The organism is Brevundimonas sp. (assembly GCF_030704825.1).
In the GTDB taxonomy this organism is placed as follows: domain Bacteria; phylum Pseudomonadota; class Alphaproteobacteria; order Caulobacterales; family Caulobacteraceae; genus Brevundimonas.
Genome location: NZ_JAUYNX010000001.1, coordinates 34,950 through 48,470, shown reverse-complemented (window position 1 = coordinate 48,470; position 13,521 = coordinate 34,950). Strand labels below are relative to the sequence as shown.

Annotated in this window: 14 protein-coding genes; 9 read left to right on the top strand and 5 right to left on the bottom strand. The window is 70.3% G+C overall.

Going from position 1 to position 13,521, the window contains the following annotated elements:
* Positions 1 to 83: 83 nt before the first annotated feature.
* From Q8Q71_RS00260 to Q8Q71_RS00235, 6 genes are all read left to right on the top strand, one after another.
* Positions 84 to 1,559, top strand: coding sequence for a leucyl aminopeptidase (locus tag Q8Q71_RS00260; RefSeq protein WP_305757644.1), 1,476 nt, complete (start codon positions 84 to 86; stop codon positions 1,557 to 1,559).
* Between the two features lie 22 nt (positions 1,560 to 1,581).
* Positions 1,582 to 2,043: a DNA polymerase III subunit chi gene (locus Q8Q71_RS00255; RefSeq protein ID WP_305757643.1), complete on the top strand. Its 462-nt coding sequence runs from the start codon at positions 1,582 to 1,584 to the stop codon at positions 2,041 to 2,043.
* Positions 2,025 to 2,354 carry a hypothetical protein gene (locus Q8Q71_RS00250; protein ID WP_305757642.1) on the top strand — a complete coding sequence of 110 codons (330 nt, stop codon included), beginning with the start codon at positions 2,025 to 2,027 and terminating at the stop codon, positions 2,352 to 2,354. The genes Q8Q71_RS00255 and Q8Q71_RS00250 overlap by 19 nt, the downstream gene beginning before the upstream one ends.
* Before the next feature lie 23 nt (positions 2,355 to 2,377).
* A complete protein-coding gene (locus Q8Q71_RS00245; protein WP_305757641.1) occupies positions 2,378 to 2,674 on the top strand; it encodes an I78 family peptidase inhibitor in 297 nt (98 codons plus the stop codon).
* Complete coding sequence (locus Q8Q71_RS00240; RefSeq protein ID WP_305757640.1) at positions 2,671 to 2,946, top strand: peptidase inhibitor I78; 276 nt, start codon at positions 2,671 to 2,673, stop codon at positions 2,944 to 2,946. Before Q8Q71_RS00245 ends, Q8Q71_RS00240 begins: the two co-directional genes overlap by 4 nt.
* Before the next feature lie 65 nt (positions 2,947 to 3,011).
* Positions 3,012 to 4,712 carry a hypothetical protein gene (locus tag Q8Q71_RS00235; RefSeq protein WP_305757639.1) on the top strand — a complete coding sequence of 567 codons (1,701 nt, stop codon included), beginning with the start codon at positions 3,012 to 3,014 and terminating at the stop codon, positions 4,710 to 4,712.
* 5 nt (positions 4,713 to 4,717) lie between these two features.
* Here Q8Q71_RS00235 and panC read toward each other — a convergent pair whose 3' ends face one another.
* Complete coding sequence (panC, locus tag Q8Q71_RS00230) at positions 4,718 to 5,590, bottom strand: pantoate--beta-alanine ligase (protein WP_305757638.1); 873 nt, start codon at positions 5,588 to 5,590, stop codon at positions 4,718 to 4,720.
* Between the two features lie 105 nt (positions 5,591 to 5,695).
* Between panC and Q8Q71_RS00225 the strand changes: the two genes are divergently transcribed.
* The 3 genes from Q8Q71_RS00225 (at position 5,696) to Q8Q71_RS00215 (ending at position 7,696) form a co-directional block, all read left to right on the top strand.
* On the top strand, positions 5,696 to 6,316 hold the full coding sequence (locus Q8Q71_RS00225) for an SPOR domain-containing protein (RefSeq protein WP_305757637.1): 621 nt from the start codon (positions 5,696 to 5,698) through the stop codon (positions 6,314 to 6,316).
* A 116-nt stretch (positions 6,317 to 6,432) separates the two neighbouring features.
* Positions 6,433 to 7,272 carry a division plane positioning ATPase MipZ gene (locus tag Q8Q71_RS00220; RefSeq protein WP_305757636.1) on the top strand — a complete coding sequence of 280 codons (840 nt, stop codon included), beginning with the start codon at positions 6,433 to 6,435 and terminating at the stop codon, positions 7,270 to 7,272.
* 4 nt (positions 7,273 to 7,276) lie between these two features.
* Positions 7,277 to 7,696 (top strand): molecular chaperone DnaJ, encoded by a 420-nt coding sequence (locus tag Q8Q71_RS00215; RefSeq protein WP_305757635.1) that lies wholly within the window; start codon positions 7,277 to 7,279, stop codon positions 7,694 to 7,696.
* Positions 7,697 to 7,707: 11 nt separating this feature from the next.
* Here the strand turns inward: Q8Q71_RS00215 and topA are convergent, their stop codons facing one another.
* The 4 genes from topA to pyrC form a co-directional block, all read right to left on the bottom strand.
* Complete coding sequence (gene topA, locus Q8Q71_RS00210; RefSeq protein WP_305757634.1) at positions 7,708 to 10,344, bottom strand: type I DNA topoisomerase; 2,637 nt, start codon at positions 10,342 to 10,344, stop codon at positions 7,708 to 7,710.
* Positions 10,345 to 10,434: 90 nt separating this feature from the next.
* Positions 10,435 to 11,517, bottom strand: coding sequence for a DNA-processing protein DprA (gene dprA, locus Q8Q71_RS00205; RefSeq protein ID WP_305757633.1), 1,083 nt, complete (start codon positions 11,515 to 11,517; stop codon positions 10,435 to 10,437).
* Positions 11,514 to 12,155, bottom strand: coding sequence for a glycerol-3-phosphate 1-O-acyltransferase PlsY (plsY, locus tag Q8Q71_RS00200; RefSeq protein ID WP_305757632.1), 642 nt, complete (start codon positions 12,153 to 12,155; stop codon positions 11,514 to 11,516). Before plsY ends, dprA begins: the two co-directional genes overlap by 4 nt.
* 15 nt (positions 12,156 to 12,170) lie before the next feature.
* Positions 12,171 to 13,457: a dihydroorotase gene (gene pyrC / locus Q8Q71_RS00195; protein ID WP_305757631.1), complete on the bottom strand. Its 1,287-nt coding sequence runs from the start codon at positions 13,455 to 13,457 to the stop codon at positions 12,171 to 12,173.
* Positions 13,458 to 13,521 lie beyond the last annotated feature (64 nt).

The window sequence follows — 13,521 nt, the reverse complement described above, 5'->3', positions numbered from 1 at the left end:
CACACCCGAATGCGCCGGTGAAACCGCGCGCGCACATCCCAACCGACATACAGCCGGGGCGTACCGCCCGGCGGGAGCAGTAAATGAAGATCGAGTTCGTCGCGTCCGCGAGCGCCGCCGAGGTTCTGGCCGTCCTGGTCCACGAGGGCCGCGCCCTCTCCGGCACGGGCCCACAACTCGACGCCGCCGCGTCCGGCGCCCTGACGAAGGCGATGACCGCCAGCCGCTTCACCGGCGCCTCGAACAGCACGCTGGTCGTCGCCGCCCCGGCCGGCGTCGACGCCGGAACCGTCGTGCTCAGCGGCGCCGGCGAGGCCGGCAAGTTCGACGACCTGACGCTGGAAGCCGCCGCGGGCGCCGCCTATCACGCGGTCAAGCTGTCGGGCGCGACCTCGCTGACCATCGACGGCCATCACCTGTCGGCCGACCAGGCCGCCCGAGCGGCTTTCGCCGCCCGCCTGGCCGCCTACCGATTCCTGAAATACCGCACCACGCTGAAGCCCGAGAAGACGCCCTCGATCGAGGCGATCCGCGTCGTCTCCGCCGATCCCAAGGCCGCCAGGGCGGCCTATGCCCGGCTGTCGCCCGTCGCCGACGCCGTCGAATTCTCTCGCGACCTGGTCAGCGAACCGGCCAACGTCCTGTATCCGGTCGAATTCGCGAAGCGCGTCAAGGCGCTGGAAAAGCTCGGCCTCGAGGTCGAGATCCTCGGCGAGAAGGAGCTTGAGAAGCTCGGCTTCCGCACCCTGCTGGCCGTGGGCCAGGGCAGCGTGCGCGAAAGCCAGGTCGCCATCATGAAGTGGAACGGCGGCAGGAAGGGCGACCAGCCTGTCGCCTTCGTCGGCAAGGGCGTCTGCTTCGACACCGGCGGCATCTCCATCAAGCCCGCCGACGGCATGGAGGACATGAAGTGGGACATGGGCGGCGCCGCCGCCGTGGCCGGCCTCATGCACGCCCTGGCGGGGCGCAAGGCGAAGGTGAACGCCGTGGGCGTCCTCGGCCTTGTCGAGAACATGCCCGACGGCGCCGCCCAGCGCCCCGGCGACGTGGTCATGTCGCTGTCGGGCCAGTCGGTCGAGGTCCTCAACACCGACGCGGAAGGCCGCCTCGTCCTGGCCGACTGCCTCTGGTACACGCAGGAGCGGTTCAAGCCGAAATTCATGCTCGACCTGGCCACCCTGACCGGCGCAATGATCGTCGCCCTCGGGCTGGAGTACGCCGGGGTGTTCTCCAACTCGGATGAACTGGCGAACAACTTCCTCGCCGCCGGTCCGAAGGTCGGCGAGAACGCCTGGCGTATGCCGATCCCGGCCTTCTACGAGCGCCACATCGACACCCCGATCGCCGATGTGAAGAACACGGGCAACGGCCGCGCCGGGGGCTCGATCACCGCCGCCCTGTTCCTGCAGCGCTTCACCAACGGCACGCCCTGGGCGCACATCGACATCGCGCCCACCGCCTGGGTCAAGGACAGCCGCAACCCGACCGTGCCGGACGGCGCCGTCGGCTGGGGCGTGCGCACGCTCGACCGGATGGTGGCGGACAGCTACGAGTCGTAGGTCTCTGAAAAGGTAGAGCCGGGTGTCTGACGCCAAGCCGGAAATCTGGTTCTACCACCTCGAGCGGTCGACCCTCGAACAGGTCCTTCCCGGCCTGCTTGAGAAGACGCGCGAACGGGGCTGGCGGGCGCTGGTCCGGGCCGCGGACGAACGCCTTCTCGACCATATCGATGAGCGGCTGTGGACGTATCGGGACGACAGCTTCCTGGCCCATGGTCGGGCGACGGAGGCCGATCCTGATCGCCAGCCCATCCTGCTGAGCGAATCGCCCGAGAACCCCAACGCCGCTCAGGCGCTGTTCATCGTGGACGGCTCAGAGCTGGGCGATACGAAAGGCTTCGATCGATGTTTCATCATCTTCGACGGACGGGACGAAGCGGCCCTTGCGGCGGCGCGGGTCCGGTGGAAGACGTTGAAGGATCAGGGCGCGGAACTGGCCTATTGGAAACAGTCCCCGGAAGGGCGTTGGGAAAAGGCGGCCTGATCGTTCTGCTGGCGTTGGCCGCGTGTTCGACGCCCGCGTCCGACGCCTCCGCCCCGCGCGCGCTGGAAGAGGCCCAGATCAATCAGCCGACCGGCGCCCGGTCCTCGAGTCCGACCGCGGATATGTGCCGGGCCGGCGAGCTTCAATGGCTGGTGGGGAAACCGAAGACCGAGATTCCCGTTCCCGTCGATGTCGTGAACCGGCGCGTCACCTGCACCACCTGTCCGGTCACTGAGGACTATGCGCCGCACCGCCTGAACATCTTCTTCGACGAACAGACCGAAATCGTCGAACAGGTTCGATGCGGCTGAAACCATCACGGGAGACCACGCCGATGAAAATCCTGTCCCTCAGTCTCGCCGCGGCCGGCTTCCTCGCCGCCGCCTGCGCTCCGGTCGACGACGGCGGCTCCGTCCCCATGCCGCCGGAGGACGGGCCCAGCCAGTGCAAGGCCGACCAGTACCAGCGCTATGTCGGCCGTAACCGCTCGGAATTGCCGCCCCAGCCTGCGGGCGAGGTCTGGCGGGTCACCTGCACCACCTGTCCGGTGACCATGGACTACAGCCCGCGCCGCCTGAACATCCTGTTTGAGCAATCCACCGGGGTGATCCGCGAGGTTAAATGCGGGTGAGGCGGCTGGCTTTCATCCACGCCGTCGGCCTGGCGCTCGCGGCCTGCGCCCCGGTCCCGACTCCGGACGGGACGCCGATTTCGCAGCGTTGCGACGCCGAGGCCGCGCGCTCGCTGATCGGATCGCACGTGGGCGCTGTGTCCTTTCCGCAGGACGCCAATGTCCGCATCGTCTGCACCACCTGCCCGACGACGAAGGACTTGCGGCCCGATCGCCTCAACGTCCGCTTCGACCAGGCCACCGGGATCATAGAGAGCGTGGACTGCGGCTGAGGCGGCCCTTGGCGGCCGCTCCCTTTCGCGACAAGGTGGCGGCGAGGGCAGGGGAGGCCCCGATCATGCGCACCATCCTGATGGCGGGAGTCGCCCTGACCGTCGCCCTGATCGGTCCCGCCGCCGTGGCCGACGCGACCGCCGAGCGGGCCGCCCTCGACCGGATCGAGCGGCCCCAGGTCTGCGGCCCAGCCGTTTCGGCCAATGCGGGAACCCCCGTGGCCGACATGGTCATGGTCGACGGCTTCGGCTCCGGCGGCTTCGTCGTCGACACGGCCGATCCCGAGGCCCAGGCCTGGTTCAACCATGGTGTCCGGCTGCGCTGGGCCTTCGAGCACAAGGAGGCGGTGCGGGCCTTCCGCAAGGCGCGCCTTCTGGACCCGACCTGCGGCATGTGCGCTTGGGGCGAAGCCTGGGCCCTGGGTCCGAATCTGAACGGCGGGGGAGACGACGACGAGAGCCAGATCGCCGCCCTCAGGGCCGCCCGCGACGCCCGCCGGCTGGCGCGCCGCGCCACGCCCGTGCAACGCCAGATGATCGACGCCCTGGTCCAGCGCTATTCGGGTCAGAAAGGATCGCGCGACCGCCGCTTCGCCCAGGCCATGGACCGGATCGCGCGCCGCAATCCGTCGGACGTCGCCGTCGCGGCCGTCGCCGCCGACGCCTGGATGCTGAAGGCCGAGGAATGGTGGGACGACGACGGCAAGGCGAAGGACCCCGGCATCACCCGCGCCATGCAGATCCTCGAACAGACCCTGGCGGCCGCGCCCGACGATCCTGGAGCCATCCATCTGTACATCCATCTGACCGAATGGTCGGACGATCCGCACAAGGCCATTCCCTACGGCGAGCGGCTGGCCGCCCTGGCCCCCGGCGCCAGCCATCTGGTGCATATGCCGTCGCACACCTTCTATCGCGTCGGCCGCTACCGCGACGCCATGATGTCCAACGTCAACGCCGTGGCTCTGGACCGACGCTACGACGGCCTGGCGCGGCCCCCGGGCGGCGTGCCCGGCATGCCGCTGCACGGCCACAACATCCATTTCGGCATGGGCGGCGCCCTGATGGCGGGCGGGGCAGAGGAAGGCCTGAAGCTGGCCGCATGGTTTCTGACCACCTTCCCCGACATTCCGGCCGACAACCTGTGGCGCCAGATGGTCGCCCACAACGCCTACGCCAACTACGGCCGTTTCGGATCGCCGGAACAGGTGGCGGCGCTCGCGGAGCCGGCCGCCAGCCATCCGATGCTGCGCGTCAGCTGGCGCTACGCCCGGGGCGAGGCGGCGGCGCGGGCCGGCGACGCGGCGGCCGTTCGGGCCGAGGCCGAGGCGATCAAACTCCTGCGCGCCGACCCCGCCTTCACGGAAACAGGCGTGCTGAAGGACGACGGCCTGGTCTTCACCGAACTGTCCCAGCGCATCCTAGAGGGCCGTGCGGCGATGATCGAGGGCAATGCCGATGCGGCTGTCGCCGCCTTCACCCGGGCCGCGGAAATCCAGGGCAAGGGAGAAGAGGGCGGCGATCCCCCGGTCGTCTGGTATCCGACCCGGCGCAGCCTCGCCGCCGCCCTGCTGCTCAAGGGCGACGCGGCGGGCGCCAGGGCGAAGATCCTCGAACTGCTCGAGGACTGGCCCGGCGACCCCTACAGCTATTTCGTCCTCGCCGAGGCCGAAGCCGTTCTGGGCGACGCCGACGCCGCGGCCCGGGCGCGCCGCAAGTCGACGATCGAATGGGTCGGGGGGACCATGGATCTGAAGCTGGCCTGAAGCCGTCAGGACGGCGCGGCGACCGCCATATTGTCGATCAGTCGCGTCCGGCCCAGCCACACCGCGGCCAGGATGCGGGCTGGCGCGTCCGCGACTCCATTGCGGAAGGTCGCCAGATCGTCGGCGCGGCGGACCGCGACATAGTCGATTCGCTCGAAACCGGCCTTGAGCAGGGCGGCGTGGGCGTCGCGCTCCACCGCCGCCAGCGGCCGCCGCGCGGTGGCCTGCGCCCCGGCCTCGGCGAGCACGCCGTTCAGCCGCCGGGCGACTTCCAGTTCGGCCTCCGACAGATAGGTGTTGCGCGAGGACAGGGCCAGGCCATGGCCGTCCCGCATCGTCGGCGACCCGACGACCTCGGTCGGGATGTCGAGATCGCGGACCAGCCGTCGGACCACCATCAGCTGTTGCCAGTCCTTTTCGCCGAATACCGCCACGCTCGCCTGGACCTGGTTCAGCAGCTTGGCGACCACCAGGGCCACGCCGCCGAACATCTGCGGCCGGAAATCTCCCTCCAGCCCCTCCGCCGGTCCGCCGACGCTGATCGTGGTCGTCGCGCCGGCCGGATACATTTCCTCGACCGAAGGCGCGAACAGCAGGGCGCAACCCGCCGCGGCGAGGAGCTCGGCGTCCTTCGCCTCCTGCCGCGGATAGGTCCCCAGGTCCTCGTGCGCGGCGAACTGGGTCGGATTGACGAAGACGCTGGCGACGACCCGGTCCGTTCGCTGCGCCGCCTCGCGCACCAGGGTCAGGTGGCCTTCGTGCAACGCCCCCATGGTCGGCACGAAGCCGATGGTGAACCCTTGTCGCCGCCAACCGCTAACGGTTTCACGCAGCGCCGCGACGGCGCGGACGATGGGCAGGGGATCGGTCTCGGCCATGATGAACGGATTAACCCTTCGGCTTAAGCCTGCTTGTGAACCAGGCGGCAAATCCTGCCGTGCCAGTGTCGGCTTATGACGCCGAGCCTCATCATTCGTCCAGTCGTGGTCCTCTTCGCGGCCGCGGGCCTGAACGCCTGCGGCATGGTCGAGGCCGACCCGCATCGCTTCGAGAACCTGGCTGAGTCCGTCGCGGCCATCGATCTGGACGGTCAGGGCGTGGCCCGCCCGCCCGTCCGCACCGCCGCCGCCGCGGGCTTGCGCCCCGCCCTGAGGGTCGAAGTCATGGATCCCCACGCCCTGTGGGACGCCCGCGATGGTCTGGACGGGGCGGTCGAACGCGCCGCGCCGCGCCTGGCCGCCGCCGCCGCCCCGGCCGTGGCCGACGCCGTGGTGCAGCAGGTTTCCGCCCGGATCGACGAAGCGTCCTCGCGCGCCGGCCTGCGTCCGGCCCTGGCCGCCCGTACGGCGGCCAGGACCCGCGTCGACCGCGGCCTGGTGCAGCTGGGGGCCTATTCCAGCGAGGCCGCGGCCCGCTCGGCCTGGTCAAGGCTCAAGTCCGGCGAGGCCGCCTGGGCCCTCAACGGCCTGTCGCCGGTCTATGAAGGCGTCGAGGTCGGCGGCCGTCGCCTGACCCGGCTCAAGGTCCGGGCGCCCGCCGCCGGAGCGGCCGCCGTCTGCGCCGCCGCCGGCATCGACGATCCATGGTGCAACCGGGTCGTCTGAACGCGCGTCCACAGCCGCCCTTCATCCCGTCGTTGACGTGCGCGCCTCCGGACGCGATTTTGCGGGATCGCGGCCGCGTGTCTGAGTCGGCGGTCGCTGAAGGGGCGTGAACATCCATGGCTGACCCTGCGGTCATCGTCGTCGGCAACGAAAAGGGCGGGGCGGGCAAGTCCACCCTGGCCATCCACATCGTGACGGGCCTGCTGCACGCCGGCCGCCGCGTGGCCATCATCGACCTGGACCTGCGTCAGCGGTCGATGGCCAAATTCTTCGCCAATCGCGCGGCCTGGATGGCCGGCAACAACCAGGTCCTGCCCATGCCGGTCGAGCCCGACCTGGGCGACGGCAAGGCCCTGGCCAAGGCCGACGAGCGCGATCAGCTGGCCCGCTTCGAGGCCGCCTTCGCCGAGGCTCGCGCCAGCGCGGACGTCATCGTCATCGACACGCCCGGCGGCGACACCCTGCTGTCGCGCACCGCCCACGGCCTGGCCGACCAGATCGTCACCCCGATGAACGACAGCTTCGTCGACTTCGACCTGCTGGGCCAGGTCGATCCGGTCACCCTCGAGCTGCTCAAGCCGTCGATCTATTCCGAGAGCGTCTGGGAGGCGCGCAAGCACCGGGCGATCACCCAGGGCCAGAACGCGGCCATAGACTGGATCGTGGTCACCAACCGCCTCGCCGTGGCCGCCGCCCGCAACCGCCAGCGGCTGGAGGAACGGATGCACAAACTGGCCCGCCGGGTCGGTTTCCGCATGGGGCCCGGCCTGCGGGACCGGGTCATCTATCGCGAGCTGTTCCCGTTCGGCCTGACCGTCGCGGATCTGTCCAACGACGTCCGGCCCGTGGCCGTGTCGCTGGCCCATGTCGCCGCGCGACAGGAGTTGCGCAATCTGATGCTGGCCCTCGGTCTCGACGGCGGCGCGCTGGACGCCCCGCTCGACGCGGCGGCATGACCCGTTGAATCTCGCCTGGCTGGTTCTGGCGGCGATCGCCGTCTGGGCCCTGGTCCGGCTGGGCCGCCAGGGCGAGCGGCGGGGACGGGCGCAATGGCGGGTCGCGGCCACCCTGTTCAGCGCCGTGTTGATGGGCGGCGGCGTCCTGCTGGCCTTCCGGGGCGCGTGGTTGCCGGCGGTCGGCCTGGCCGGCGCGGGTCTGTGGCTGACGATCGCCTCGCGCCAGAGAGCATTGGCGCCCCGAGACGACACCCTGAGCGACAGGGACGCCCGCGCCATTCTCGGTGTGTCGGCCGACGCTACGGTTCAGGACATCAACGCCGCCTGGAAACGCCTGATGGCCCGCGCCCATCCCGATCAGGGCGGCACCGAAGGTCTGGCGTCACGGCTCAATGCCGCGCGGGATCACCTGCTCAAACGCTGATCCCGGCGGAGTCAGGCCGCCGGCTTGGCGGCCTTCTTCGCGGCGGGCTTTTTCGCCTGAGCCTTCTTCGCAGCCGGCTTCTTGGCCGCGGGCTTCTTCGTCGCCGCCTTCTTCGCCGGCGCCTTCCTGCCCTTCGACGGCGCCGCCAGAGCCCGCGCCGCGAGCAGGGGCAGGGCGTCTTCCAGCGTCAGGTCCTCGGGCGCCGCGCCCTTGGGCAGGGTGGCGTTGATCTTGCCGGACTTCACATAGGGGCCGAACCGGCCCGCCATGACGTGGATCGGCTCGCCCGTTTCGGGGTGGGCGCCCAGGTCCTTCAGCGGCGCCGTCGCTCCGCCGCGTCCCGCGAACTTGCCGGCCCGCTTCTCGGCCAGCAGCACGACCGCGCGGTTCAGTCCGACCTCGAACACCTCGTCGATGTCCGCGACATTGGCGTAGGTCCCGGCATGCAGCACGAACGGTCCATAACGGCCGAGGCCCGCCGTGATCGGCTTGCCGTCTTCCGGGTGCATCCCGACCTCGCGCGGCAGGGCCAGCAGGCGCAGGGCCTGGTCCAGGCTCAGCGACGCGGGCGACCAGCCCTTGGGCAGGGACGAGCGTTTCGGCTTCTCCTCGCCCGGCGGCGTGGTTTCCACATAGGGGCCGAACCGGCCGATCTTCAGCGACACGGGCTGGCCCGTGACCGGATCGACGCCCAGCTCCCGATCGCCCCCGTCCGCGCCGCCTTCGGCCGCGTCGGGCGTCGCCACGGGGCGGGTGAATTTGCACTCGGGATAGCGCGAACAGCCGATGAAGGCGCCGAACCGGCTGGTCTTCAGGCTCAGCTGGCCCTGTTTGCACAGCGGGCATTCGCGCGGGTCCGATCCGTCCTCCTTCTGCGGGAAGATGTGCGGCCCCAGCGACTCGTTCAGGGCGTCGAGGATGGCCGTGGTGCGCAGCTCGCCCGCGGCCTGGGTCGCGACATGGAAGTCCGACCAGAACTCGCGCAGCAGCACCTTCCAGTTCAGATTGCCCGCGGACACCTCGTCCAGCCGCGTCTCGAGGGCGGCGGTGAAGTCGTACTCGACCCATTTGGCGAAGAACTGCTCCAGGAAGGCGGTGACCAGCCGTCCCTTGTCCTCGGGATAGAAGCGGTTCTTGTCCGTGCGGACGTATTCGCGATCGCGCAGCGTGGTCAGGATGGAGGCGTAGGTCGACGGCCGGCCGATGCCCAGCTCTTCGAGCTTCTTGACCAGGGTCGCTTCCGAATAGCGCGGCGGCGGCTCGGTGAAATGCTGTTCGGTGCGAATCGCCTCGACCTTGGCCACGGCGCCTTCCTTCAGCACGGGCAGGCGGGTGGTTTCGTCCTCGTCGTCTCCGCCGTCCTTCGGTTTGTCGTCCCGGCCCTCCTCATAGACGGCCATGAAGCCGTCGAAGGCCACGACCTGGCCGGTGGCGCGCAAGGCGGTCTGGCCGGTCGGCTCCTCGATCTCGACCGTGGTGCGGTCCAGACGCGCCGACTCCATCTGGCTGGCGATGGTCCGCTTCCAGATCAGTTCGTACAGCTTCTGCAGGTCGCCCTCGAGACGCAGGGTCTCCGGCGCGCGGGTCATGTTGGTCGGCCGGATCGCTTCGTGCGCTTCCTGGGCGTTCTTGGCTTTCGTCTTGTAATAGCGGGGTTGTTCCGGAACGTAGGCTGACCCGAACCGGTCGCCGATGACCTCGCGCGCCTGGGCGATGCCTTCCGGGCTGACCGACAGGCCGTCTGTCCGCATATAGGTGATCAGGCCGCCCTGGTCGTCGACGCCTTCGTACAGTTTCTGCGCCGCCTGCATGGTGCGCTGCGCCGTGAAGCCCAGCTTGCGCGAGGCCTCCTGCTGCAGGGTCGAGGTCATGAACGGCGGGGCCGGCGCGCGCTTGACCGGCTTCTTCTCCACCGAGGCGATGGTGAAGGTCGCAGCGTTGATGGCGTCCCGCGCCGCGGTCGCCATGGCTTCCGAAGTGATGTCCAGCCGCTGCACCCGCTTGCCGGCGTGTTTGACCAGACGCGTGGTGAAGGGCGGGCTGTCGGCGGCCATGTCGGCCTCGACGGACCAGTATTCCTGGGCCTTGAACTTCTCGATCTCCATCTCGCGATCGACGACGATGCGCAGGGCGACGGACTGCACCCGCCCGGCCGAACGCGCGCCCGGCAGCTTGCGCCACAGCACCGGCGACAGGGTGAAGCCCACCAGATAGTCCAGCGCGCGGCGGGCCAGATAGGCCTCGACCAGCTCCATGTCGATCTGGCGCGGATTGGCCATCGCCTCGAGCACGGCGCTCTTCGTAATGGCGTTGAAGGTGACCCGCTCGACGTGCGTATCCTTCAGCACCTTCTTCTTGGTCAGGATTTCCAGCACGTGCCAGCTGATGGCCTCCCCCTCCCGGTCGGGGTCGGTGGCCAGGATGACGCGGTCGGACCGTTTGGCGACCTCGGCGATCTCGGACAGGCGCTTCGAGGCCTTGGCGTCGATCTCCCACGACATGGCGAAGTCGTCGTCGGGCAGCACCGAGCCATCCTTGGACGGCAGGTCGCGCACGTGGCCATAGGACGCCAGGACGGTGAAGTCCGGGCCCAGATATTTGTTGATGGTCTTGGCCTTTGCGGGGCTCTCGACGACGACGAGGTTCATGCGGGGAGGGGGCCTTGGAACGGCGCGGAAAGGGGGCGGAACGTGGTTGGCGCGAGGGCCGCTGTCAATCGGGCGTGGAATCGAAGCCCTTCAGCTGGATGTCAGACCGCCCGGCAACAGCGTCGCCCGGCCCGCCAAGGCCAGCTCCAGCAGCGCCGCCGCCACGGTTCCGATGGGCAGGTCGAGGGCCCGGGCCAGTTCGTCGCGCGGCGTCGGCGTGGGCGACAGCAGGGCGGCGACCCGTTCGATCAGCGCGGTGTCGAGGTGGTCGGGCGCGCCTGCGAAGGGATTGTCGGCGGCCGGTTCGCCCAGGGACCGCAGGGTGTTGAAGGCCCGCTCCACGTCCTCCAGCCCCTCGCACAGGATCGCGCCCTGGCGCAGCAGTTCGTTCGGTCCCCGGGCGCGCGGATCCAGCGGCGAGCCCGGCACGGCGAACACGTCCCGACCCTGTTCGGCGGCCAGCCGGGCCGTGATCAGCGAGCCGGAGCGCAACTCGGCCTCGATCACGATCACGCCGCGCGACAGGCCGGAGATGATCCGGTTGCGGCGCGGGAAGTCCTTCGCCTGCGCCCGCGCGCCCATCGGACTTTCCGAGACGATACAGCCCTGTTCGACGATCTGGCGGTAAAGATCGGCGTTGTCGGGCGGATAGATGTCGTCCACCCCGCCGCCCAGGACGGCGACGGTGCCGGTCGGAAGGGCGCCGGCGTGGGCCGCGCCGTCGATGCCCCGCGCCAGACCCGAGACCACGACAAGACCGGCCTCGCCCAGCTGTTGCGACAGGCCGCGCGCGATCCTCTGCCCGCCCGCCGAGGCGATCCGCGCCCCGACCACGGCGATGCAGGGCCGCGTCATCAGGCCGGCGTCGCCCAGCGTCCAGAGCAGCGGCGGCGGCGGATCGACCGCCGCCAGCAGGTCGGGATAGCCGCTGTCGCCCAGCACGATCAGCCGGGCCCCGGCTTTTCGCCCGGCCTCCATCTCGGCCTCGACCGTCTCGACGGCGGGTGCGGCGTGTCCGTGGCCGCCGCCGCGCTGGATCAGATCGGGCAGGGCCTCGAGGGCGCGTTCCGCGGTTCCGAAGCGGTCCAGCAGCTGGCGAAAGGTCACCGGACCGACCTGGTCGGTCCGCGCCAGACGCAGGCGCGCGAAACGCTCTGCGTCGGTCAGGGTCACCCCTTCTTCGCGCCGATCCGGGGTTCGGTCCCCTTCAGGATGCGGGCGATGTTCTCGTGGTGGCGGATCCAGATGAGGACCGCCGTGGCCGCCGCCAGCGACAGCACGGGACCCGAAGCGGGCAGGCCCATGAGCGGCAGGGGCAAGAGGGCGAACAGGGGCGCGGCCGCCGCCGCGATCAGCGCGGCCAGGGACGACGTCCGGAACAGGGCCGCCACGATCAGCCAGGTCGCCCCGGCCATCAGGCCCAGCGGCCAGGCCGCGGCCAACAACAGGCCGAAGAAGGTCGCCACCCCCTTGCCGCCCTTGAAGCCCAGCCAGACGGGGAACAGGTGGCCGAGGAAGGCGGCGCCTCCCGCCACGGCGGCGATGGCCGGCGCGCCCGGAAACAGCGCCTGGGCGATCAGCCAGGCCGCGGCCCCCTTGCCGGCGTCCAGAAGCAGGGTGGCGATGGCCAGGTCCTTGCGGCCCGTCCTCAGGACATTGGTCGCGCCGATGTTGCCGGAGCCGATGCTGCGCACATCGCCCGCGCCGCCCAGCCGGGTCAGAATCACCCCGAAAGGGACGGAGCCCAGCAGGTAACCGCCCGCCGCCGCGAGCGCGAGCGTCCCAAGGGCCGGGCCGACCAGATCCTGCAAGTGATTCGCTCCCTCCTAGCGTGCGTCGTGGACGATGCGGCCGCCGACGACGGTAAGCAACACCCGGCCTTGCAGCCGTCGTCCGTCGAAGGGGGAGTTCTTCGACTTCGACTTCAGCGCATCCGCGTCGACCACGACCGGGGCTCCCGGGTCGAACAGGATGACATCGGCCGGGGCGCCGGCCTGCAACACGCCGGAATCCAGGCCGAGAAGCGTCGCCGGGCCCTGGGTCAGGGGCCGCAGGATGTCCAGCAGTTCCAGCCCGTCCTCGTGGTGCAGGCTCAGGGCCGCGGGCAGCAGGGTCTCCAGCCCGACCGCGCCCGGCGTCGCCTCGGCGAACGGGCGGCGCTTGTCCTCGGCCGGCGCCGGAGCGTGGGCCGAGGTGATGGCGTCGATCAGGCCGTCGCGCACCGCCTCGATCAGCGCCTGCCGGTCGCTCTCGGCCCGCAACGGCGGGTCGAGTCGGTAGAAGGTGCGGTAGTCGCCGATATCGATCTCGTTGAAGCACAGATGGTTGATCGACACCGAGGCGGCGACCTCCAGTCCCTTCGCCCGGGCCCGGGCGAGCGTTTCCAGCGCGCCCTCGGTCGATATCTGGTCGACCAGGATGCGCGCGCCGGTCTGTTCGACCAGGGCCAGGTCGCGCTCCAGCTGGATGCGTTCGGCGATGACGGGAACCGAGGCCAGGCCCAGCCGGGTGGCCAGCTCGCCCGAGGTGGCGACCGCGCCCTCGCTCAGCCAGGGATCGGCCGGGCGACAGGCGATCAGGGCGTTGAAGGCGGCGGCGTAGCTCATCACCCGCTGCAGGGTGCGGGTGTTGGCGATGACCCGGTCGACGTCGGTGAAATACAGGGCCCCGGCCTCGTCCATCAGGCCGATCTCGGCCATCCGCTGGCCGTCGCGCGCCTTCGTCGCCGCACCCGCCGCCCGGACATTGACCAGCCCCAGGGCCGCGCCGCGTCGCAGGATGAAATCGATCATCGCCGGATCGTCGATGGCCGGGTCGGTGTCGGGCTGGATGACGATGGTGGTGACCCCGCCCGCCGCCGCCGACAGGCTGGCCGACTTGAGCGTCTCCTTGGGTTCGGCCCCCGGCTCGCCGGTCTTGACCCGGATGTCGATCAGGCCCGGCGACAGGCACAGGCCGCCGGCGTCGATGACCGTCACGCCCGCCGGGGCGACAGCGCCGCCGCCGTGGATGACCTCGGTGATCCGTCCGTCCTCGACCAGCACCGCGCCCGGACCGTCATAGTCGGTCGCCGGATCGAGCAGACGCGCATTCAGGATGGCGATGGCGCTCATGCCTTCTCCTCCCCCGGAGCGAAGCGAATGGGGGAGGGGGACCACGAAGTGGTGGAGGGGGCGT